Annotated in this window: 25 protein-coding genes and 1 pseudogene; 13 read left to right on the plus strand and 13 right to left on the minus strand. The window is 72.5% G+C overall.

From position 1 onward, the window contains the following. The first annotated feature begins 4 nt into the window (after nucleotides 1-4). The 3 genes from ACN260_RS18145 to ACN260_RS18155 are packed head-to-tail and all read left to right on the plus strand — an operon-like array spanning nucleotide 5 to nucleotide 1,909. Nucleotides 5-1,231 (plus strand): NRAMP family divalent metal transporter, encoded by a 1,227-nt coding sequence (locus ACN260_RS18145; RefSeq protein WP_422752246.1) that lies wholly within the window; start codon nucleotides 5-7, stop codon nucleotides 1,229-1,231. Further along, nucleotides 1,228-1,605: a hypothetical protein gene (locus ACN260_RS18150; RefSeq protein WP_422752247.1), complete on the plus strand. Its 378-nt coding sequence runs from the start codon at nucleotides 1,228-1,230 to the stop codon at nucleotides 1,603-1,605. The genes ACN260_RS18145 and ACN260_RS18150 overlap by 4 nt, the downstream gene beginning before the upstream one ends. Then, nucleotides 1,592-1,909: a PRC-barrel domain containing protein gene (locus ACN260_RS18155; protein ID WP_422752248.1), complete on the plus strand. Its 318-nt coding sequence runs from the start codon at nucleotides 1,592-1,594 to the stop codon at nucleotides 1,907-1,909. Before ACN260_RS18150 ends, ACN260_RS18155 begins: the two co-directional genes overlap by 14 nt. Nucleotides 1,910-1,920: 11 nt before the next feature. Here the strand turns inward: ACN260_RS18155 and ACN260_RS18160 are convergent, their stop codons facing one another. The 3 genes from ACN260_RS18160 to ACN260_RS18170 form a co-directional block, all read right to left on the minus strand. Then, complete coding sequence (locus ACN260_RS18160; protein WP_422752249.1) at nucleotides 1,921-3,243, minus strand: hemolysin family protein; 1,323 nt, start codon at nucleotides 3,241-3,243, stop codon at nucleotides 1,921-1,923. A gap of 213 nt (nucleotides 3,244-3,456) precedes the next feature. Beyond that, entirely contained in the window at nucleotides 3,457-4,095 is a 639-nt protein-coding gene (locus ACN260_RS18165; RefSeq protein ID WP_422752250.1) for a hypothetical protein, read from the minus strand. 9 nt (nucleotides 4,096-4,104) lie between these two features. Beyond that, nucleotides 4,105-4,608 (minus strand): GNAT family N-acetyltransferase, encoded by a 504-nt coding sequence (locus tag ACN260_RS18170; RefSeq protein WP_422752251.1) that lies wholly within the window; start codon nucleotides 4,606-4,608, stop codon nucleotides 4,105-4,107. A 142-nt stretch (nucleotides 4,609-4,750) separates the two neighbouring features. Between ACN260_RS18170 and ppdK the strand changes: the two genes are divergently transcribed. The 4 genes from ppdK to pflA all read left to right on the plus strand — a co-directional run bounded on the left by ppdK (nucleotide 4,751) and on the right by pflA (nucleotide 11,043). Beyond that, the gene (gene ppdK / locus ACN260_RS18175; protein WP_422752252.1) at nucleotides 4,751-7,411 is read left to right on the plus strand and encodes a pyruvate, phosphate dikinase; all 2,661 of its coding nucleotides are present in this window, start codon (nucleotides 4,751-4,753) and stop codon (nucleotides 7,409-7,411) included. A gap of 11 nt (nucleotides 7,412-7,422) precedes the next feature. Then, a complete protein-coding gene (locus ACN260_RS18180; RefSeq protein ID WP_422752253.1) occupies nucleotides 7,423-7,875 on the plus strand; it encodes a hypothetical protein in 453 nt (150 codons plus the stop codon). A gap of 142 nt (nucleotides 7,876-8,017) precedes the next feature. Beyond that, nucleotides 8,018-10,261, plus strand: coding sequence for a formate C-acetyltransferase (gene pflB, locus ACN260_RS18185; protein WP_422752254.1), 2,244 nt, complete (start codon nucleotides 8,018-8,020; stop codon nucleotides 10,259-10,261). Then, a complete protein-coding gene (gene pflA, locus ACN260_RS18190) occupies nucleotides 10,258-11,043 on the plus strand; it encodes a pyruvate formate-lyase-activating protein (RefSeq protein ID WP_422752255.1) in 786 nt (261 codons plus the stop codon). Before pflB ends, pflA begins: the two co-directional genes overlap by 4 nt. Nucleotides 11,044-11,060: 17 nt before the next feature. Here pflA and ACN260_RS18195 read toward each other — a convergent pair whose 3' ends face one another. Then, nucleotides 11,061-11,282 carry a helix-turn-helix transcriptional regulator gene (locus ACN260_RS18195; protein WP_204961429.1) on the minus strand — a complete coding sequence of 74 codons (222 nt, stop codon included), beginning with the start codon at nucleotides 11,280-11,282 and terminating at the stop codon, nucleotides 11,061-11,063. Nucleotides 11,283-11,500: 218 nt separating this feature from the next. Here ACN260_RS18195 and ACN260_RS18200 point away from each other — a divergent pair, with 218 nt between their 5' ends. Next, nucleotides 11,501-11,677, plus strand: coding sequence for a hypothetical protein (locus tag ACN260_RS18200; protein WP_422752256.1), 177 nt, complete (start codon nucleotides 11,501-11,503; stop codon nucleotides 11,675-11,677). Nucleotides 11,678-11,685: 8 nt separating this feature from the next. Then, a complete protein-coding gene (locus ACN260_RS18205; protein ID WP_422756744.1) occupies nucleotides 11,686-12,045 on the plus strand; it encodes a hypothetical protein in 360 nt (119 codons plus the stop codon). Here ACN260_RS18205 and ACN260_RS18210 read toward each other — a convergent pair. Beyond that, nucleotides 11,960-12,430 (minus strand): cyclic nucleotide-binding domain-containing protein, encoded by a 471-nt coding sequence (locus ACN260_RS18210; protein WP_067305204.1) that lies wholly within the window; start codon nucleotides 12,428-12,430, stop codon nucleotides 11,960-11,962. The genes ACN260_RS18205 and ACN260_RS18210 overlap by 86 nt on opposite strands. 324 nt (nucleotides 12,431-12,754) lie before the next feature. On the opposite strand from ACN260_RS18210, the gene ACN260_RS18215 reads away from it, so the two are divergent. Together ACN260_RS18215 and ACN260_RS18220 are read left to right on the plus strand one after the other, a co-directional pair. Continuing rightward, on the plus strand, nucleotides 12,755-13,639 hold the full coding sequence (locus tag ACN260_RS18215; protein WP_422752257.1) for a universal stress protein: 885 nt from the start codon (nucleotides 12,755-12,757) through the stop codon (nucleotides 13,637-13,639). 108 nt (nucleotides 13,640-13,747) lie between these two features. Next, nucleotides 13,748-14,632, plus strand: a complete 885-nt coding sequence (locus tag ACN260_RS18220; protein ID WP_422752258.1) for a universal stress protein — start codon at nucleotides 13,748-13,750, stop codon at nucleotides 14,630-14,632. 3 nt (nucleotides 14,633-14,635) lie between these two features. Here the strand turns inward: ACN260_RS18220 and ACN260_RS18225 are convergent, their stop codons facing one another. From ACN260_RS18225 to ACN260_RS18235, 3 genes are all read right to left on the minus strand, one after another. Next, nucleotides 14,636-15,262, minus strand: coding sequence for an FMN reductase (locus ACN260_RS18225; RefSeq protein ID WP_422752259.1), 627 nt, complete (start codon nucleotides 15,260-15,262; stop codon nucleotides 14,636-14,638). Next, nucleotides 15,259-16,404 (minus strand): LLM class flavin-dependent oxidoreductase, encoded by a 1,146-nt coding sequence (locus ACN260_RS18230; protein WP_422752260.1) that lies wholly within the window; start codon nucleotides 16,402-16,404, stop codon nucleotides 15,259-15,261. Before ACN260_RS18230 ends, ACN260_RS18225 begins: the two co-directional genes overlap by 4 nt. A gap of 113 nt (nucleotides 16,405-16,517) precedes the next feature. Then, nucleotides 16,518-16,850 carry a hypothetical protein gene (locus tag ACN260_RS18235; protein ID WP_422752261.1) on the minus strand — a complete coding sequence of 111 codons (333 nt, stop codon included), beginning with the start codon at nucleotides 16,848-16,850 and terminating at the stop codon, nucleotides 16,518-16,520. Between the two features lie 183 nt (nucleotides 16,851-17,033). Between ACN260_RS18235 and ACN260_RS18240 the strand changes: the two genes are divergently transcribed. Continuing rightward, complete coding sequence (locus ACN260_RS18240) at nucleotides 17,034-17,243, plus strand: type II toxin-antitoxin system HicB family antitoxin (RefSeq protein WP_422752262.1); 210 nt, start codon at nucleotides 17,034-17,036, stop codon at nucleotides 17,241-17,243. 24 nt (nucleotides 17,244-17,267) lie between these two features. Here ACN260_RS18240 and ACN260_RS18245 read toward each other — a convergent pair. Next, nucleotides 17,268-17,441 (minus strand): annotated as a pseudogene (locus ACN260_RS18245) (DNA-3-methyladenine glycosylase); the annotation flags it as partial. 532 nt (nucleotides 17,442-17,973) lie between these two features. Next, entirely contained in the window at nucleotides 17,974-18,639 is a 666-nt protein-coding gene (locus tag ACN260_RS18250; protein WP_422752263.1) for a hypothetical protein, read from the minus strand. A gap of 157 nt (nucleotides 18,640-18,796) precedes the next feature. Between ACN260_RS18250 and ACN260_RS18255 the strand changes: the two genes are divergently transcribed. Further along, nucleotides 18,797-19,141 (plus strand): hypothetical protein, encoded by a 345-nt coding sequence (locus ACN260_RS18255; protein WP_422752264.1) that lies wholly within the window; start codon nucleotides 18,797-18,799, stop codon nucleotides 19,139-19,141. Nucleotides 19,142-19,181: 40 nt separating this feature from the next. On the opposite strand, the gene ACN260_RS18260 is transcribed toward ACN260_RS18255, so the two are convergent. The 3 genes from ACN260_RS18260 to ACN260_RS18270 form a co-directional block, all read right to left on the minus strand. Further along, the gene (locus tag ACN260_RS18260; RefSeq protein ID WP_422752265.1) at nucleotides 19,182-19,415 is read right to left on the minus strand and encodes a hypothetical protein; all 234 of its coding nucleotides are present in this window, start codon (nucleotides 19,413-19,415) and stop codon (nucleotides 19,182-19,184) included. 137 nt (nucleotides 19,416-19,552) lie between these two features. Further along, entirely contained in the window at nucleotides 19,553-20,212 is a 660-nt protein-coding gene (locus ACN260_RS18265) for a DNA-3-methyladenine glycosylase (protein ID WP_422752266.1), read from the minus strand. Then, the gene (locus tag ACN260_RS18270; RefSeq protein WP_422752267.1) at nucleotides 20,157-20,585 is read right to left on the minus strand and encodes a hypothetical protein; all 429 of its coding nucleotides are present in this window, start codon (nucleotides 20,583-20,585) and stop codon (nucleotides 20,157-20,159) included. Before ACN260_RS18270 ends, ACN260_RS18265 begins: the two co-directional genes overlap by 56 nt. Nucleotides 20,586-20,636 lie beyond the last annotated feature (51 nt).

A 20,636-nucleotide genomic window follows, 5' to 3' on the forward strand; every position in this document is an offset into this window, starting at 1 on the left:
GCACGTGAGGAAGCTCCTCGCCGCCACCCTCGGGGTGCTCTCGGCCATCGGCGGTTTCGTCGACATCGGCGACCTGGTGGCGGCGAGTCAGGCGGGGGCACGCTTCGGCATGGCCCACGCCTGGGTGCTGCTGCTCGGCGTGGTCGGCATCTGCGCGTACGCGGAAATGGCCGGTCGGATCGCGGCGGTCAGCGGCCGGGCGGTGTTCGACCTGGTCCGGGAGCGGTTGGGTCCCCGGGTGGCGCTGCTCAACCTGGCGGCGTCCTACCTGGTGACGGTGTTGACCCTGGCCGCTGAGCTGGGCGGGGTGGCGCTGGCGCTGCACCTGGCCTCCCGGGTGAGTTACCTGCTGTGGGTGCCGGTCGCGGCGTTCGCGGTGTGGCTGGTGCTGTGGCGGATGCGGTTCCAGCTGATGGAGCGGGTGTTCGGGCTGGCCGGGTTGACCCTGCTGGTCTTCGCCGTGGCGCTGTTCCGGCTGCCGACGGACTGGGCGGCGCTCGGCCACGGGGCCCTGCACCCCGACCCGGCCGGGCAGGGCTGGGGGGCGTACTGGTTCGTGGCGGTGGCGCTGTTCGCCTCCACGGTCAGCCCGTACGAGGTGTTCTTCTTCTCCTCCGGCGGGGTGGAGGAGAACTGGGGCGCGGCCGACCTGGCCGACGCCCGGTCGAGCGTGCTCATCGGTTTCCCGGTCGGCGGCCTGCTGGCGTTGTCGCTGATCGCCACGGCCGCCGTGGTGTTCCACCCGGGCGGGGTGTCGCCGTCGACCCTCGACCAGGTCGCCGAGCCGGTGGTGCTGGCGTTCGGCGGGGTGGGGCTGGCGGTCGCCGCGCTGGCGTTCTTCGCGGTGACCTTCGGAGCCGCGTTGGAGACCGGGCTGTCGGCGGCGTACGCGGCGGCACAGTACTTCGGCTGGCAGTGGGGCAAGCGGGTCAGCCCCCGGGAGGCCGCCCGGTTCCACAGCGTGCTGCTGGTCAGCGTGCTGGCCGCGACGCTGCTGCTGACCACCACCGTCGACCCGGTGCGGCTGACCGAGTACATGCTGGTCGCCAGCGCGGTGGTGCTGCCGTTGACGTACCTGCCGATCCTGGTCGTCGCCAACGACCGGACGTACCTGGGTGACGACGTGAACGGACCGTGGCTGAACCTGCTCGGTGCGGTGTTCCTGCTGGTGATCGTGGCGGCGTCGGTGGCGGCGGTCCCGCTGGCGGTCGGGACGGGGATGGGGCGGTGAGGGTCCAGCTCGGCCGGCAGGTGCTCGACCGGCAGATCGTCGACGCCGACGGGGTGCTGCTGGGCAAGGTCGACGACGTCGAGTTCGCCATCGACGAGCGGGGCGTGCCGTACGTGGCGTACCTGCTGACCGGGCAGGGCGCGCTGGGGCGGCGGATCGGTGGCCGGGTCGGGCGGCTGCTGGTGGCGCTCGCCGACCGGTTCGCCGAGGAGGCGTCGGCCCCGCTGCGCATCCCGCTGCGCCAGGTGGCCCGGATCGACAGTGCGGTCCGGCTGCGGGCCCGCGCCGACGAGTTGCCCCGCCCGCCGGTGGAGACGTGGCTGCGGCGGCACCTGATCGACCGGATTCCGGGGGCCGACCGTGCGAGCGGGTGAGCTGCTCGGTCGCACCGCGTACGACCTGCACGGCCGGCGGCTGGGGCGGGTGGTGGACGTGGTGGTGCGGGGGGACTTCCCGGACGGCCGGCTGCGGCTGACCGACGTGCTGGTGACCGGGCACTGGTGGAGCCGGGTGTGGGGCCGGTTGATCGGGGCGCAGCGGCACCCGTCCGGCCCGTGGCTCATCCGGGTGACCGCGCGGGCGTTGAGCCGGGACACCCGGCAGTTCCCCACCGACCAGGTGCAGTTGCTGCCCCCGGTGCCGGGTTTCCCGTTCGGCGACCCGACGCCGGCGGACTGACCCGGGGTGGGTCAGGCGTGGGCCTCGTCGGGCACGGGTTCCGGTTCCTCGGCGGGGGTCGCGGTCGGGGCGTGGTGCAGCCGGATCTGGGTGATGGCGCGCTGGTCGACGCCGGTGACGGTGATCTCCCAGTCGTCGATGGTGACCTGCTCCCCGGCGACGGTGGGGATGTGTCCGAGGCAGGACAGCACCATCCCGGCGACGGTGGTGTAGTCACCGGCGGGCCGGTTGGGCACCTCGACGCCGATGTCGGTCAGGTCGTGCACGGGGAAGGTGCCGGGCAGCACCAGCGAGCCGTCGTCCTCGGTGCGCACCGCGCGGACGTCGCGGTCGGTCTCGTCGTAGATCTCGCCGACGATCTCCTCCAGGATGTCCTCCAGGGTGACGATCCCGTCGACCGCGCCCCGCTCGTCGACCACCAGGGCGATGTGCTGGCGTTCGGCCTTGAACTGGCGCAGCGCGTCGACCACCGGCAGCGAGTCGGGCAGCAGCATCGGCGGGCGGGCGCAGTCGTCGACCGGCCGGTCGTCCGGCACCCCCACCAGGTCCCGCAGGTGGATCACACCGACCGCGTCGTCGAGGCCGCCGTGGCGGACCACCGGGGCCCGGGAGTGGCCGGTGGCGGCCAGCAGCAGCCGCGCGGCCTCCGCGGTGGTCCCGCTGTCGAGCGTGAAGACCTGCAACCGGGGTACGAGCACCGCGCGCAGCTGCCGGTCGGCGATCTCCACCGCACCGGCGATGATCGTGCGTTGCTCCTTGGTGAAGCCGTGGTTGCCGGCGACGATGTCGCGCAGCTCGTCCGGGCCGATCTCGTCGGGCTGGTGCTTCGGGTCGACCCCGGCGAGGCGGACCACCAGGTCGCTGGTGGCGCCGAGCAGCCACACCGCCGGGCGGGTGAAGCTGGACAGGATGTCCAGGGGGCGGGCCACCAGCAGCGCCCACCGTTCGGCGCGCTGCATGGCGATCCGCTTCGGGGCCAGCTCACCGAAGACCAGGGTGACGAACGTCAGGACCAGGGTGACCAGCACGATGGCCACCGTCTCGGCGGCCCCGCCGAGGAACCCGAGCAGCGGCACCAGCGGCCGGGCCAGGGAGACCGCGGCGGCGGCCGAGGCGAGGAACCCGGCCAGGGTGATGCCGATCTGGATGGTGGCGAGGAACCGGTTCGGGTCCTTGGCGAGCCGGGCGAGCACCCGGCCGGCCCGGCTGGTGCGTTCCAGCCGCTGCACTTGGCTGTCCCGCAGCGACACCAGCGCCATCTCGCTGCCCGCGAAGATCGCGTTGAGCACCACCAGGACTCCGACCAGGGCCAACTGGCTCCAGTAGCTCTGCACGCCCGGCACTCTCCCTCAGGCAGTGGGCGTCGGCGACACCGCCGACGCCGCCGGACGGAGGACCCGCCCGGCGTAGCCCAGTCTGTGCCCAACCGCGCGGTCCGCGAATCCTCCCGGTGGCCCCGACCGGTGACCGGTGGCGGGTCCGACCGGCACGCCCGGCCCGTACGGGCGGCGGCGGGCGGTCAGCCGTGCCCCGACGGCACCGGGCGGTCAGCCGCGTCCGGCGGTGGCGGGCGTCAGGTCGAGGACGTACGCGTCGCCCTCGGGGCGGAAGCCGAGCCGGTGGTAGTAGGGGGCGACCATGCCCGGTGGGCTGACCACCCGGCGGAACCCCCGGTCGGTGAACAGGCTGCTGCGGCGGTAGACGAACTCGCCGGGGGTGAAGTCGCGGAAGCGGCGGGTGACGTAGTCCAGGTCGATCTGGGCGACGCCGTCGGCCTCGGTATGCGAGAGCACCACCCCGACCACCTCGTCGTCGCGTACCACGAGGAAGGCCGACCGGTCGGCGTCGGCCGCGGGTGGGCGGAAGTCGGGGTTGAACCGGGCGATGTCGGCGGCGTGCACCCGTAGCGTGTGGGCCAGGAACTGGTCGCCGACGCCCACCTCGACCACCTGGTAGGCGCGGTCGTCGTGCCGGGTGGCCAGCATCTTCCGCAGATACCACACGTTGATCACGGCGAGCACCACGTTGAGGCCGACCATCGGCCAGACCTGCACGGCGGCGTTGTAGCCGATCAGGATCAGGCAGCCGACCAGGTTGAGGGCGCGCAGCCGCAGGATGCGCGTCTGCAGCAGCGACCAGACCAGCAGCGCGGAGCCGGCCCAGCCGACGAGTTCGAGCCAGTTCACTCCGCGAGACTAGTGCCCGCCCTGGTCAGCGGGCACGTCGGGCAGCTCCAGCAGCCACTCCTCGACCTCGACGCCCCGGCCGGGGGCGAATCCCGAGTCCTCGCCGACGACGACGAAACCGCACTTGCGCAGCACCGCCAGGGAGGCCCGGTTGTCCTTCGCGGTGCGGGCACGCAGCGGCCGGTGCGGCAGCTCCCGCAGCAGGGCGGTCAGCGCGGCGGTGGCGTGCCCGCGCCCCCACCGGCGCGGGTCGATCCAGTAGCTGACCTCGGTGTGTTCGCCCACCGGGAACGCCGCCACGTGCCCGACCACCGCGCCGTCGACGACCACGGTGCGGTTGACCACCCGGGGGTCGGCGCGGATGCGGGCCCAGTGCGCGTCGAAGGCCGCCCGGTCGGTCGGGTCGGCCGGGCCGAACGCCGCCATCCAGGCCGCCTCCGGGTCCTGCTCGTGGACGAAGAAGTGCGGCAGGTCGTCGTCGCGCACCGGGCGCAGGGACACATCGGTGGTCACCGCCGGAGGATACGCACCGGCGGTGACACGACGGGACCTGTGGCCCGGTCGGCGTACCGTCCGGCCCTGCCGGTGGGCTCCCCGGCGTTGCTACCAACGAGGGGACAGGTCCGACCGGCGAGTGGAGTGGAGGGCCGGGGCCATGACCAGGTACGTCTACGACTTCATCGAGGGTGACCGCAGCAGAGCCGAGCTGCTCGGCGGCAAGGGTGCCAACCTCGCCGAGATGACCCGGCTGGGGTTGCCGGTGCCACCGGGTTTCATCATCGGCACCGACGCCTGCCGGGCGTACCTGGCCACCGGGTCGCCGCCGGAGGGGCTGTTCGCGGAGGTCGACACCCACCTGCGGCGGGTCGAGGAGCAGGTGGGCCGACGGCTCGGCGACCCGCAGGACCCGCTGCTGCTGGCGGTGCGCTCCGGCGGCCGGTACTCGATGCCCGGGATGATGGAGACGATCCTGGACATCGGGCTCACCGACGTCACCGTGGCGGGGCTGGCCGCCAGCACCGGGGACGCCCGGTTCGCGTGGGACTCGTACCGGCGGTTGATCCAGATGTTCGGCCGGACCGTGCACGGGGTGCCGGCGGAGGAGTTCGACCACGAGTGGGCCGCCCTGCGGGCCACAACCGGCCCGGACGGGCCGGACGCGGCGCAGCTGCGCGATCTGGTGTCGACGTACCAGAAGATCTTCCTGCGGGTGGTGGGGCACGAGTTCCCGCAGTCCCCGCAGGAGCAGTTGCGGCAGGCCGTGTGCTCGGTGTTCGCGTCGTGGAACTCGGCGCGGGCCCGGATCTACCGGCGGCGGGAGCACATCCCCGACGACCTGGGCACCGCCGTCACCGTGATGGCGATGGTGTTCGGCAACCTCGGCCCGGACTCCGGCACCGGGGTGGCGTTCACCCGGGACCCGGCCACCGGCCTGCCCGGCGTGTACGGCGACTACCTGCCCGACGCCCAGGGTGAGGACGTGGTGGCCGGCATCCGCAACACCGTCGCCCTGCCCGAGTTGGAGCGGCTCGATCCGGCGAGCTTCCGGCAGCTCACCGGGATCATGGCGACGCTGGAGCGGCACTACCGGGACCTGTGCGACGTGGAGTTCACCATCGAACGCGGCAGGCTGTGGATGTTGCAGACCCGGGTGGGCAAGCGGACCGCCGCCGCCGCGTTCGTGATCGCCGCCCAGCTCGTCGACGAGGGGCTGATCACCCTGGACGAGGCGTTGTGCCGGGTCAGCGGGGCACAGCTGGGTCAGTTGATGTTCCCCGCGTTCGACCTGGCCGGCGCGCCGACGCCGCTCACCGTCGGGGTGGGGGCGTCGCCGGGGGCGGCGGTGGGTCGGGTGGTGTTCGACTCGGTCGCCGCGACCGCCGCCGACGGGCCGGTGATCCTGGTGCGTCGGGAGACCAACCCGGACGACCTGCCCGGCATGATCGCCGCCGCCGGGGTGCTCACCGCGCGGGGCGGGAAGACCTCGCACGCCGCCGTGGTGGCCCGGGGCATGGGCCGCACGTGTGTCTGCGGCGCGGACGCCCTGGTCGTCGACCCGCAGCGGGGCGAGTTCACCGTGGGCGACCTGGTGGTCCGGGCCGGCGAGGTGATCTCGATCGACGGGACCACCGGCCGGGTCTACCCGGGTGCGGTGCCGGTGCAGCCCTCCCCCGTCGCCCGGTACCTCGCCGGTGAGCTGGCCCCGCAGGCCGACCCGCTGGTGGCCGCGGTGCACCGGCTGCTCGGGCACGCCGACGCGGTCCGCCGGCTCGGGGTGCGGGCCAACGCGGACACCGCCGCCGACGCCCGCCGGGCCCGCGCGCTCGGTGCCGCCGGCATCGGGCTGTGCCGCACCGAGCACATGTTCCTCGGCGGGCGGCGGGAACTGGTGGAACGGCTCATCCTGGCCGACGGGCCGGACGCGGTGACCGCCGCGCTGGACGCGTTGCTGCCGTTGCAGCGGGCCGACTTCACCGACCTGCTCGCCGCGATGGACGGCCTGCCGGTGACGATCCGGCTGATCGACCCGCCGCTGCACGAGTTCCTGCCGCCGTTGCACGAGTTGACCGCGCGGGTCGCCCGCGCCGAGGCGTCGGGCCGGGACCCGGGACGCGACGGGGAACTGCTGGCGGCGGTCCGCCGGATGCACGAGGCGAACCCGATGCTGGGGCTGCGCGGGGTGCGCCTCGGGCTGGTGGTGCCCGGGTTGTTCGCCATGCAGGTGCGGGCGGTGGCCGAGGCGGCGGCGCAACGGGTCCGCGACGGCGGCGACCCCCGGCCGGAGATCATGGTGCCGCTGGTGGGTGACGTGCGGGAACTGGCGGCCGTACGGGCGGAGGCCGAACAGGTGCTCGCCACGGTCCCCGACGCGCCGGCCGTGCCGATCGGCACGATGATCGAGGTGCCCCGGGCGGCGCTGACCGCCGGACAGATCGCCACCCAGGCGCACTTCTTCTCCTTCGGCACCAACGACCTGACCCAGCTCACCTGGGCGTTCTCCCGCGACGACGTGGAGGGGTCGTTCTTCGGGGCGTACCTGGAGCGGGGGATCTTCGAGGTGTCGCCGTTCGAGAGCCTCGACACCACCGGGGTGGGTCAGCTCGTGCGGCTGGCCGTGGCGCAGGGGCGGGCCACCCGCCCGGAGTTGACCGTCGGGGTCTGCGGCGAGCACGGCGGCGACCCCGACTCGGTGGCGTTCTTCGCCGACGCCGGCCTGGACTACGTCTCGTGCTCGCCGTACCGGGTGCCGGTCGCCCGGCTCGCGGCGGGCCGGGCCGCCGTCGCCGCCGGCACCGGCACGTCCGACAGCCGATAGGAGGCACCGCCATGACCGCGATCTTCAACCCGACCGGACCCGCCACGCTGGGGCCGCCGCCGGTGCCGCGTACCCCGGTGGAGGCGACCGGGCCGACGGCGGCCGGGCCGGTGGGGCCGGTGCTGGCGCTGCCCGGTTCGCCGGCCGCCGCGCTGGTGCCGGTGACCCGCGACGGGCGGGCCGTCGGGGCGTTCGTGTCCGTTGACGGGCGGGTCCGCTACCGGGCGCTGCCCGACCCGGACCGGGTGCTCACCGCCGCGGCCGGTGCCGCCGCCGTCGCCCTGATCACCGCAGGGGTGGCGGTGGTGGCGCGGCGTCGGCCACCGGCGATCGGCACGGTCACCATGGGCCCCGGCGGCTGGGTCAGCCTGCGCGGCACCCGGGTGCCCGCGCTGCGCGGCGCGACGCCCCGGCCGTGGTGGGCGCGGCTGCTGCGCGCCCAGCGGCTCGTCGTACGGCGCTGACCGGCCGCGGGGGTCTTTGGTCCCGGGCGGGGGTGGCCCTGCGCCTCTGCCCGGGAGCGCCCGGCCCGACGAGGCTGATGGTGCAGGCGCAACACCCCGGCGACCCAGGCCGCCGGACCCGACCAGCGCGGAAGGACCGATCATGACCGGCACCGCACATCTCGACCCGTGGCGCGGCTTCACCGGCGACGCCTGGCGTGACACCGTCGACGTGGCCGCCTTCGTCCGGGACAACCACGAGCCCTACACCGGGGACGCGTCGTTCCTCACCGGGCCCACCTGCCGCACCCTGGAGGTCTGGGGCACGCTGAAGTCGATGTTCGTCGAGGAACGCCGCCGTGGCGTGTACGACATCGACGCCGGCACCCCGTCCACCATCACCGCACACGCCCCCGGGTACATCGACCGGGAGCGGGAGCTGATCGTCGGGTTGCAGACCGACGCGCCGCTGCGCCGGGCCATCATGCCGGCCGGTGGGCTGCGGATGGTGGAGACCGCGTTGCAGGCGTACGGCTACCCTGCCGACCCGCAGGTGCACCGGATCTTCACCACGTACCGCAGGACGCACAACGACGCGGTGTTCGACGCGTACCCGTCCGACGTGCTCGCCGCGCGCCGCTCGCACATCATCACCGGGCTGCCCGACGCGTACGGGCGGGGACGGATCATCGGCGACTACCGGCGGGTGGCGCTCTACGGGGTGGACCGGCTGGTCGCCGAGCGCAGGGCGCTGAAGGCGGCGCTGGACGACCGGCCGTCGACCGACGAGGTGATCCGGGACCGGGAGGAGCTGGCCGAGCAGATCCGGGCCCTCGGCGAGCTGGCGCAGATGGCGGCGGGCTACGGATACGACATCTCCGGCCCGGCGACCACCGGCCGGGAGGCGATCCAGTGGCTCTACTTCGCCTACCTGGCCGCCACGAAGGAGCAGAACGGCGCGGCGATGTCGCTGGGGCGTACCGCCGGGTTCGTCGACGTCTACCTGCGGCGGGACCTGGCCGAGGGGCGGCTGACCGAGATGGACGCCCAGGAGCTGGTCGACGACTTCGTGATCAAGCTGCGGATCGTCAGGTTCCTGCGCACCCCCGAGTACGACCAGCTCTTCTCCGGCGACCCGACCTGGGTCACCGAGGCGCTCGGCGGGATGGGTGCCGACGGCCGGCCGCTGGTCACCCGGACCAGCTTCCGCTACCTGCAGACCCTCTACAACCTCGGCCCCGCGCCGGAGCCCAACCTGACGGTGCTCTGGTCGCCCCGGCTGCCCGTCGGGTTCAAGCGGTTCTGCGCCCAGGTGTCGCTGGACACCAGCGCCATCCAGTACGAGAACGACGACCTGATCCGGCCCGCGTACGACGACGACACGGCGATCGCCTGCTGCGTGTCGGCGATGCGGGTGGGCCGGGACATGCAGTTCTTCGGCGCCCGCGCCAACCTCGCCAAGGCCCTGCTGTACGCGATCAACGGCGGGCGCGACGAGATCACCGGTGAGCAGGTCGCCCCGGCCACCGCCCCGGTCGGCGGGGAGACCCTCGACTACGCCGAGGTGCTGGCCGCCTACGAGCGCACCCTGGACTGGCTGGCCGAGACGTACGTGGACGCGTTGAACGTGATCCACCACCAGCACGACCGGTACGCCTACGAGCGGCTGGAGATGGCCCTGCACGACCACCCGGTACGCCGGTTCATGGCCACCGGCATCGCCGGGCTGTCGGTGGCGGTGGACAGCCTCGCGGCGATCCGCTACGGCAAGGTGAAGGTGCTGCGCGACGATACCGGCCTGGCCATCGACTACGTGGTCGAGGGGGAACCGCCGACGTACGGCAACAACGACGAGCGGGCCGACGCGATCGCGGTGTGGCTGACCGAGACGTTCGCGGCGAAGCTGCGCCGGCAGCGCACCTACCGCGACGCCGAGCTGACCATGTCGGTGCTGACCATCACCTCGAACGTGGTGTACGGCAAGCACACCGGCAACACCCCGGACGGCAGGCGCGCCGGTGAGCCGTTCGCCCCGGGCGCGAACCCGATGAACGGCCGGGACACCCACGGGCTGGTGGCCGCCGCGCTGTCGGTGGCGAAACTGCCGTACGACGCGGCCCGTGACGGCATCTCGCTGACCTCGACGGTGACCCCGGACGGGTTGGGTCACACCCGCGACGAGCGGATCGACAACCTGGCCGGGGTGCTGGACGGCTACACCGATGCCGGCGGGTTCCACCTCAACGTCAACGTGCTGGACCGGGCCACCCTGGTCGACGCGATGGCGCACCCGGAGCGCTACCCGCAGCTCACCGTCCGGGTCTCCGGGTACGCGGTGAACTTCGTCCGGCTCACCCGGGAACAGCAGGAGGACGTGGTGTCCCGGACCTTCCACGGGTCGCTGTGAACGTCCGGCCCGACGACGCCGTCGCCACCGCCACCCGGCGGGGCGACGGCGTGCCGACCGGGGCGGTGCACTCGTGGGACGTCTCGGTCGGGGTGGACGGGCCGGGCACCCGGTTCGTGGCCTTCCTCGCCGGCTGCCCGCTGCGCTGCCGCTACTGCCACAGCCCCGACACCTGGTACCGGCGCAGCGGCCGGCACCGCACGGTGGACGAGCTGATGGCGGAGATCGAGCCGTACCGGCGGTTCATCGCGGTGGCCGGGGGCGGGGTGACGATCAGCGGCGGCGAGCCGCTGATGCAGCCCCGGTTCACCGGTGAGGTACTGCGCCGCTGTCACGACCTGGGCCTGCACACCGCGCTGGACACCTCGGGTTTCCTCGGCGTCCGCGCCGACGACGCCCTGCTCGACGCCACCGACCTGGTGCTGCTGGACGTCAAGTCGTGGGACCCGGCGACGTACCGCCGGGTCACCCGCACCGGGTCGGTCACCCCGACGTTGCGCTTCGGCCGCCGGCTCGCCGACCGGGGCACCCCGATCTGGGTACGGTTCGTGCTGGTGCCGGGCCTCACCGACGCCGAGGAGAACGTGGCCGGGATCGCCGACTTCGTCGCCGGGCTTTCCACCGTGCAGCGGGTGGAGGTGCTGCCGTTCCACCGCCTCGGTGCGCACAAGTACGCCGAGTTGGGGCTCACCTTCCCCCTCGCGCAGACGGAACCGCCCACCCCGGAGCTGGTGGCCCGGGTCCGGGCCCAGTTCGCCGAACGCGGCCTGACCGTCACCTGACGCCCGGCCCAGGGCAGTCAGCCCTGGGTGTCCTCGTCGGCCGGACGGGGCTGCCGGTGGTCCCGGATGTATGCCTCGACGTCGGACCGCAGCCACACCGAGCCGCCCTGCAACGTCTGGAACGGGCGCGGGAACTTGGGGTGGACGACGATCTGGCGCAGTCGGGAGCGGCCCACGCCCAGCATCGCCATCATCTCCGCCGGTCCGACAAGCGGCCCTGGCACCTCCGGCTCACCCATGCGCAACAAGGTAGACATGGGCTTGCCTACCCGATTTATCAGCGCATGATCCGGTCCACCTAACCTAGCGCGCGTGACATGGCCGGGCAATATTAGGTCTACCAGAATTGACAGGGGGGTGACCAAGGGTGTGGAATCGGTGACGCGGTGCCTCCGCCCTGGTGGAGCTGGGCTCGGCGGGGCGGGGTGCCGCGACGACCCCACCCCCGGGAGGCGGAATGTGTCGACGCCGTGCGGTGCCGTACCTGATCGAACTGGCCTGGCGCTGCCTGGACCAGCACCGCGACCGGCGGTGCGAACGGTGCACCGGCACCGGGTTCTGCCCGGCGGTGGAGGCCGCCCGCACCCGGATCAGGGCGTGGCGTCGGTACCGCAGCGTGTTCGGTCGGCGGTGAACGCGCCTCTGCCGAAGGCGGGCGACCTGCTCCTGCTGACCCGGGCGGCAAGCGTCCAGTTCGTCAGGCCGGTCCGGTTCCGGGTGATCCGCGTGCTCGACTGGCCCACGTACGACGGCTGGGTCTGGCTCGACGGCTACCGGCTCGACGCCCGGGACGAGGCGGTGGCCCGCCGGACGGTCTTCGTCCAACCGGCGGGACTGGTCACCGCCGCACGCACCCCCCCGACACCGGCACAGCGGCCCGGGCCGACGCCACCGGGGGTGCCCACCCGGACGCGGGTCAGCTCGCCGCCGAGGTCGGGTAGCCGTACAGGTCGAGCAGCCGGACCCGGGACGCCTGGAGCCGGTCCACCACCACGCTCATGAACCGGGTGGTGAGCTGCCGGCCCAGGGCGTCGTCGGACTCCATCAGCCGGCGTACCCCCTCGGCGGTGAACTCCACGGTCGGGGTCCGTCGGACGGCCACCGCCCCGAACTGCCAGCGGTACGGCGGGAACAGCCACGACCAGCCCAGCACCCCACCCGCCCCGATCGACTCGATACCGACGTCGCCGCGCGCGGGGACCGGGAAGTCCAGCGCCACCTCACCGCCCCGGACCAACCAGAACCGCTCCGCCGGCTGACCGGCGCGGAACAGGCGGTGACCGGGGTGCCAGACCACCGGTCGGGCGTACCCGGTCAGCCGGGGCAGCCACTGCGGCGGCAGCCCGGCGAGGAAGGGGTGCTCGGTGAGCATCTCCAGAGGAGTCATCGGGGTGCCCTTCGCCGGTGGTCGTCACCTCCATGGCACACCCGTCGGCGGCGCAACGGCAGGGCCGTTGGTCCCGTGACCTGCGGCGGATCGCCCGCGCCCCCGGCCGACCCGGGGGTACGCCACGACGACGTGACGCTCGATCAACTCCATGGCACCGAAACAGCGGTGTCCGACGGCTCCGAAACCGCAACTTCGGCGACATTGCGCAGCGCCCACCGCCCGACCGCCCCACCCGGGACCTTGGGCCCGCCGGTCGGGGCGGACGCCCCTGACCGGGCGGGCCGGACCGGACCAGGCTGGAGAGGGACGAAGGAGGACGTGATGACCAGCAGAGCCGGTGCCCCCGTCGTGGTGGGTGTGGACGGTTCCCGATCGGCGTTGGACGCGGTCGGGGTGGCCGCCCGGGAGGCCGTCGCCCGCAACCGCCCGCTGCGGGTGGTGCATGCGTTCGTCTGGCCGCTCTTCGGCGTCCCGCTCGGCCCCGCGCCCGGCGGACCGCCCGACGGCGGGCTGCGCACCGGGGCCGAACGGATCGTCGCCGAAGCGGTCGCCGAAGCCGGCAAGATCGCCCCCGAGCTGACCGTCACCGGCCAGGTGTCCGACGGCCCGCCGACCCCGGTGCTGCTGCGCGAGGCGCGCGAAGCGGCGCTGGTGGTGCTCGGCACCCGGGGGCTGGGCGGCTTCGCCGGGCTGCTGATCGGCTCGGTGGCGGTCCAGGTCTCGGCCCGCGCGGACTGCCCGGTGCTGGTGGTCAGGGGTGAGCCACGGGCCGACGGCCCGGTGCTGGTCGGGGTGGACGGGTCGGCGCTGTCCACCGAGGCACTCGGCTTCGCCTTCGCCGCAGCGGCGCAACGGGACACCGGCCTGCTGGCCGTGCACGCCTGGCTGACGCCGGCACCGCTCGGCCCGGGTGACCTGCTGCCGCTGGTCTACGACGTGGAGGCGGTCGCCGCCGAGGAGGAACGGGTGCTCGCCGAAGCGCTGGCTGGCTGGTCGGAACGCTATCCGGACGTGCCGGTGACCCGGCGGCTGGTGCCCGGCGCGGCGGCGCGGGTGCTGGTCGAGGAGTCGGCGTCGGCCCAGCTCACCGTCGTCGGCGCGCACGGCCGCGGCGCCCTGGGCGGGGTGCTGCTCGGTTCGGTCAGCCACGCGGTGCTGCACCACGGGCACGGCCCGCTGGTGATCGTCCGGCACCGGCCGGGCTGACCGCAGGTGGCGGCGCGCCCGGCCGGGTCACCTGCCGGTGCGGGCGGGCCGGCACGTCGACAATGGGTCGGACCGGCCACGAGGGCTGAACCGATCCTGGGAGGGCTGATGAACCGACCGGTAGTGGTGGGGGTGGACGGATCGCCGGCCAGCCTGGCCGCCGCGGAGCAGGCCGCCCACGCGGCGGTGCTGCGCGGCGCGTCCCTGCACCTGGTGCACGGCTACCTGCACCCGCTCGGGTACGGCGTCCCGCTGAACCCGTACGACCTGGGGGTGCCCGCGCCGTCGCAGGAGGCGCAGCGGATGTTGGAGCGGACCGCCGCCGAGCTGACCGACAGGTGGTCGGGGCTGACCGTGCAGGCGCGGCAGGTCGCCGGTGGGGCCGGAGCGACGCTGGTCGAGGAGTCCCGCCGGGCCGACCTGGTGGTGGTGGGCAGCCGGGGCCTGGGCGGGTTCGCCGGCTTGCTGCTCGGCTCGGTCGGCGCGCAGGTCGCCGCGCACGCGCACTGCCCGGTGCTGGTGGTCCGTCCGGAAACGCCTGCCGGTCGCCCGGACGGGCCGGTGCTGGTGGGCGTGGACGGCTCGCCGGCCGCCGGGGTGGCCGCCGACCAGGCCGCCGCCGAAGCCGTCCGGCGGGGGGTCCCGCTGGTGCTGGTGCACGTCGGCCCCACCCCGCCGGAACGGGACGGGGCCGACACGGAACAGGCCGACACGGAGCAGGCCGAGGCCACGTACCGGGCGCACGCCGTGCGGCTGCTCGCCGAGGCGTCCGCCGCCGTACGCGCCGACCACCCGGACGTGGTGCTGCGGGAGCATCCGGTCCGGGCGGTCGGGGTGGCGCAGGGCCTGGTCGAGGCGAGCGCGACGGCGTCGGTGCTGGCCGTCGGCACCCGGGGGCGGGGTGGTTTCACCGGCCTGCTGCTGGGTTCGGTCAGCCAGGCGGTGGTGCAGCACGCCCACTGCCCGGTGCTGGTGGCCCACCCGTACCGGTGAGGGTCAGTCCTCCCGACCGCCGCCGAGGAGCTGCGCGAAGTCGGTGGTGAGGGCGAACGGGTCGGCCGGCCCGGCGGCAGCCGGCCGGCGGTCGACCTGGTCGGCCAGCTCCCGGCCGGCCCGCTGGATGCGGGACCGCAGCGCGCCCTCGGCGGTGCCGCCGGACCAGTCCTCCGGCGCGGCGAACACCGACGTCGGCAGCACCACCGCCCGCAGGTAGCCGAACATCGGCCGGACGGCGTGCTCCAGGGCCAGCGAGTGCCGGGCGGTGCCGCCGGTCGCGCCGATCAGCACCGGCCGGTCGACCAGCGCCTGGGCGTCCACCACGTCGAAGAAGGACTTGAACAGCCCGTTGTACGACGCGTTGAAGATCGGCGTGACCGCGACGATGCCGTCGGCGCCGGTGACCGCGTCGAGGGCGGCCCGCAGCCCGGTCGACGGGAAGCCGGTGAGCAGGTTGTTCACCACGTCGTGGGCGTGGTCGCGCAGCTCCACCACCCGCAGCTCCACCTCGTCGCCGCGCCGGACCAGCTCGTCGCGGGCGGCCGCGGCGAGCTGGTCGGCGAGCAGCCGGGTGGACGACGGTTGGCTCAGCCCCGCCGACACCACGGCCAGGGTGCGGCGGGTCATCGTCGACCCTCCGCCCCGGCCCCGGCCAGGTCACCGGCGTCGGCCGTCCCGTTGGCCGCCCGGTCGGCGGCGTCGCGGGCGGCGACCAGCGAGGCGTGGGTGGGCGCGACCGGCACGTGCGCCGGACGCAGCGCGTCGAACTCCTTGCGCAGCACCGGTACGACCTCCTCGCCGAGCAGGTCGAGCTGCTCCAGCACCGTCTTCAGGGGCAGCCCCGCGTGGTCGAGCAGGAACAGCTGCCGCTGGTAGTCGCCGACGTACTCGCGGAAGCCGAGGGTACGGTCGATGACCTGCTGCGGGCTGCCCACGGTCAGCGGGGTCTCCCGGGTGAACTCCTCAAGCGACGGCCCGTGCCCGTAGACCGGCGCGTTGTCGAAGTACGGCCGGAACTCGCGTACCGCGTCCTGCGAGTTGCGCCGCATGAACACCTGGCCGCCGAGGCCGACGATGGCCTGCTCGGGCGAGCCGTGGCCGTAGTGGGCGAAGCGCTGCCGGTAGAGGCCGACCATCCGCTGGGTGTGCTCCTTGGGCCAGAAGATGTGGTTGGCGAAGAAGCCGTCACCGTAGTACGCGGCCTGCTCGGCGATCTCGGGGCTGCGGATCGAGCCGTGCCAGACGAACGGCGGCACGCCGTCGAGCGGGCGCGGGGTCGAGGTGAACGACTGCAACGGGGTGCGGAACTTGCCCTGCCAGTCGACGATGTCCTCACGCCACAGCCGGTGCAGCAGCTCGTAGTTCTCGACGGCGAGCCGGATGCCGTTGCGGATGTCCTGCCCGAACCACGGGTAGACCGGCCCGGTGTTGCCGCGCCCCATCATCAGGTCCACCCGGCCGTCGGCCAGGTGCTGGAGCATGGCGTAGTCCTCGGCGATCTTCACCGGGTCGTTGGTGGTGATCAGCGTGGTCGAGGTGGACAGCAGCAGCCGCTCGGTACGGGCCGCGATGTGCCCCAGCATGGTGGTGGGCGAGGAGGGGACGAACGGGCGGTTGTGGTGCTCGCCGGTGGCGAAGACGTCGAGACCGACCTCCTCGGCCTTGAGGGCGATCGCCACCATCGCCTTGATCCGCTCGTGCTCGGTCGGCTCCCGTCCGGTGGTCGGGTCGACCGTGACATCGCCGACGGTGAAGACTCCGAACTGCATGACCAGCTCCTCGCGTCTGAGATACCGGGACCGTTCGTGGTACCCGGACGTCGCGCACAACATAGTTGCAGCGTCAACTATTCCGGCGGCGACCACGCCCGGGGTGGCCCCGGTCACCCCGCCGGCGGCCGCTCCCCCTGCGGGGGCGTACCCGGGCCGGGCTGGTCCGATGCGCCGAGCGGCGGACCGGCGGGGGCCGGCGGAGTGTCCCCGGCGGAACCGGTGGCCGGCGGCGTGGGGTGCGACGGCGCGGCGGGCGGGCCGTACCCGGCCGGGCCGGGCGGGGGCCAGGACGGGGCCGACGGGGGTGGCCCGGGCGGGGTCGGCCGGCGGCGGGCCATCTGCACCGCCACCACGACCACCGCGGCCAGCACCAGCATCGCCAGCAGCGGAATGACCACGCAGGCCAGCCGACCGACCAGTACTCCGGCCTCGTGTGAGTCCATCCCGACCACCTCCAGGGTCATGGTTGCGCGCGAATGCTAACCAACTTCGCCAGGACCGGGCGCCCCCGCCTTGGTGCGACGACGGAAGAACTGCGGCACGCCGTCAGCGGGTCGGCGACGCACGGAAATGTCCGCCGGGCTCGTAGGATGAGCACGGACCGATGTTCTGGGAGAGCGGAAATAGTGAGAACGTTCACGGCCGCTGTCCATCAGGAAGACGACTGGTACGTCGCTCGCTGCCTGGAACTGGACGTGGCGAGCCAGGGCGGGTCGGTCGACGAGGCACTGGTCAACCTACGGGAGGCCGTCGAGGCATACCTTGAGGAGGTCGCGCAGCCCGCCATCGAGGCAACCCCTCTGGTCACCTCCTTCCAGGTCGGCAAAGCCGCGTGAGTCCGGCACTGGCCGATCTGCCGGTCAGGTGCGACGTCGGGGTACGTGCCGGCGGTAGGGGCTGACCGTCGGGTCGCCGGTGATCCAGAACCGCCAGGGCACGTCGTGGGCGGCGGCTACCCCGACCCGGGGGCCGGCGGAGACCTCGGCCCGGGCGACCGGGCTGGTGGGTGGGCTCAGCAGCAGCGGACCGCTCCCTGGTGCCGGTCATCTGCGAGGAGCTGAACGCGACCTTGACGCAGCTTGCGAACTGGTGGGCGGACAACCGGGAGAAGGGAGACCCGAAGCGGTCCCCGGCTGTCGGGGCGCTCGGCGAGCTGCTGTTCATGGGACGCAGCGCCAAGGTCAACGTGATCGGCGTGGCGCAGATACTCACCGCCCGAGCCATCGGTGGACCGGAAAGCCGGGAGAACTTCAGGGTGCGCTGCCTCGCCCGGTACAGAGACGCAGGTGGCCTACCTGACCCCCTCAGAGGCTCGCTCGCTGGCGATGTCCCCGGAGGTGTCCCCTTCCCAGGTCAACAGGCCTATCAAGCCCTGCGGGGACAACAGGCTGACGCTCAAGGAAGCATGCGCAACCGGGGTGCTGCCCTGGTCGTACGAGGCCACCAAGAAGCGGGTGCAACGACGAGCAGGGGACGTGCCCACGCCGCGCAACAAGCGCAACGGGGTTGACGTGTACGACCGGGAAGACTTGGCTCGCTGGGCAGGAGGCAAGTAGTCAAGAGTGATCAGGGACGCCATATCCACGGGACCCGGGCGTCCCCGTTGGCCTGTGGTGGCACGTCTTCCACCTGTTCACGATCAACGATGTATCTCGATATCATTTCTGCCGACATCACTCCCGGCGGCAAAGGTGTTCTCTTGATCAGTTCTTGATAGAAGGGGAGGCCAAGAACCACATGGTGGTCCTTCCCAGAGGCTAGGCTGAACGCCGGAAGTCGATGCTTGAATAGGCGGCCGGTCGAGGCTCGTACCACCACCTGAGCGCGAGCCGTGAAGCTGAACTCGGCCAACTCCTTCGCGGTCAGGGGGAACGTAACGGCCTCACCTGGCTCAAGCCACAGTGGAAGTTCGGCCCATGGGCCGAGATCCCAGTCTGCGCCCTTCTCGCCGTCGAGTTGCGAGACAAGGAGCCTCGATAGCTGGACTTTGACGCGACCGGTGTTCCTGATCTCGATCTCGATCAAGAAGGGTGGACCGTGATCACTCTTGCCGTCAGTCTTCAGCGCCCGGTCGAACACGTTCGCCTCCGCCTCACCATCAATGAAGACAAAAGAGCTTCCGGTGATGACCAGCCTTGGCTTGTTCCCCTGCCAGTAGGTGACGAGCTGCCATGCTGCCGAAGCCGTAGCAACGAGCGCACCGTAGATCGCAACTCCGCCAGCCACATCCATAACTCAAGTATCGGTGCGAGAAGCAAGCCGAACGATCATCTCCGGCGCGCAAGCTCTCGCCCGGAAGGCCCGGGGTGATGTCGACGCATCCTCCGGTCGGCACGGTCAGGGCACCGTGGTCCGGCTGACCTTCCGAGGCGTGCACGCTGGTGTGCCGGTGCTCGGCAAGCTCGACACCAACGACAACAAGGACGCCGCGTACACCCTGCTTCGTGCGATCAAGGACGCCGGCCCTCGGTCGTACCAGCCGACCGGCAGCCTGCGCCGCCTCGAGTACCTGCCGAGCATGGAGGTGGCGCTTCTGGGTTCCGACCGGGTGCCCACCGAGATGGAGGGCGGGATAGTTGCCAGCATGGCGGACCTCCGGGGCGAAGAGCGATGGGTCAAGGCATGCATCGAGGCAATGCTGCGAGACGCAGAGGTCAAGCAGCACGATGACGGGTCCAAACCAGGCATGCACGACCTCGATCTCATTGACCCCACCTCGCCGCTGCTCATGTGAACGCTGAAGCCCGTTGACAGGGAGGGCCTACGCGTGCCGTTCACTGCTCTTCGTCCGGCTTCTCGTCGCGGCGATCAAGCTCCCGGACTACGAACATCGCTCGCCGATGCCGTCGCGCCAACTCGGCAAATAGGCCCGGCGACCGGGGGTACCGCTGAGCCGGCGAACGAGACAGTCGAGACATGCTCTGGATGAACTCGCCGCCGGTGACCAGGAAGATCAGCACGTACGGGATCAAGAGGCACCCAACCAGCGCGCAGAGAGCTTCAAGCATGGGGCGATGCTACGTAGCCAACCGGCTGCCCAGTGACCCCGACAAGACAGACCAGGTCGTCAAGGGTCAGACCAACCCGCGCTCTGCCCATGTCTGCGAGTCGCCGTGCCACCGGGAGCTGCCGAGGTTGGCACGGGTCACGCAACAGACCCGCCGGCCAGTCGACCACGGCGATACGCCGAGACGGTCGGGTCACCCGTCAGCCAATAGCGCCAGGACCGCTCGCTCGCCCGACTGACGCCGACCCTCGGCCCAAAGGACACGGGTCCGACCGGGCTCGTAGGTGGGCCGAGAATGAGGGGGCCACCGGCGAGCAGGTCACTGCCGGTGTGCTCGCGCGTCAGCGCAAGCGCTTGACCGAGGTTACCGGGACCACGGGCGAGCGAGTGCAGGGCGACTCGCTCACCTCGGCGACGCTGCGCCACATCGACCCCGCCGACCACCCGACCAGCCCTGAACAGCACTGCCGACGCCGTACCCTCGGTGCCAGTGACCACGTTGGCGCAGTAGTGCAGCCCGTGGGACAGGTAGACGTAGAGCCTGCCAGCGGGACCGAACATCACCGAGTTGCGGGTGGTTGGACCACGCCAGGCGTGGGAGGCGGGATCGTTCTCGCCCGCGTACGCCTCGACCTCAGTCAGTTCGAGGGTTACCGATCCGTCCGGGGCGCGGTGGGTCAGCGTCCAGCCGATCAGGCGGGGGGCGACCAGCGGGGCGGGTTGCGTCAGGATGGCAAGCAGGTCAGCCGACAATGGGTAAGCCTTCTGTTTTGGAAGTCCGCCAGGTGATCTGGACATCGTCGCCCTTCGGTAGCCCGGCACCCTTCCGCCGTGGCATGAGCCGGATCGATTGGCATGCGGTCTCGATGATCGTGCGGACCTGGTCGACTTCCATTCGGTCGATGGCATCCCACACCGCCTCGGTGTCCGCCAGGTCGACGCCAACCCGTCCGGTGGCGATGCTGGCCAGGCGGTCTCTGATCTCGGCGAGCCTGGCGTCGGCCTTGACCACGCCGGCAGCCAACGCCGCCTGGTCCTCGCCGGTGCCCGCGTACGCCTCGACCTCGGTCAGCCTGACACGGACGCCGCCGGCGGCGAACTCCCAGCCGAGCTGGGTGCGCGCCGTCGCGGCGACCTCGGCGGCGGGGGCGTGCAGCCACGGGTAGTCCACCGGTCCAGGTAACGCCGCCCGACGAAAATCGGCAAACCGACGGATCGTTTG

This window comes from Micromonospora sp. WMMD708 (genome assembly GCF_049315245.1).
Classification (GTDB): domain Bacteria; phylum Actinomycetota; class Actinomycetes; order Mycobacteriales; family Micromonosporaceae; genus Micromonospora; species Micromonospora wenchangensis.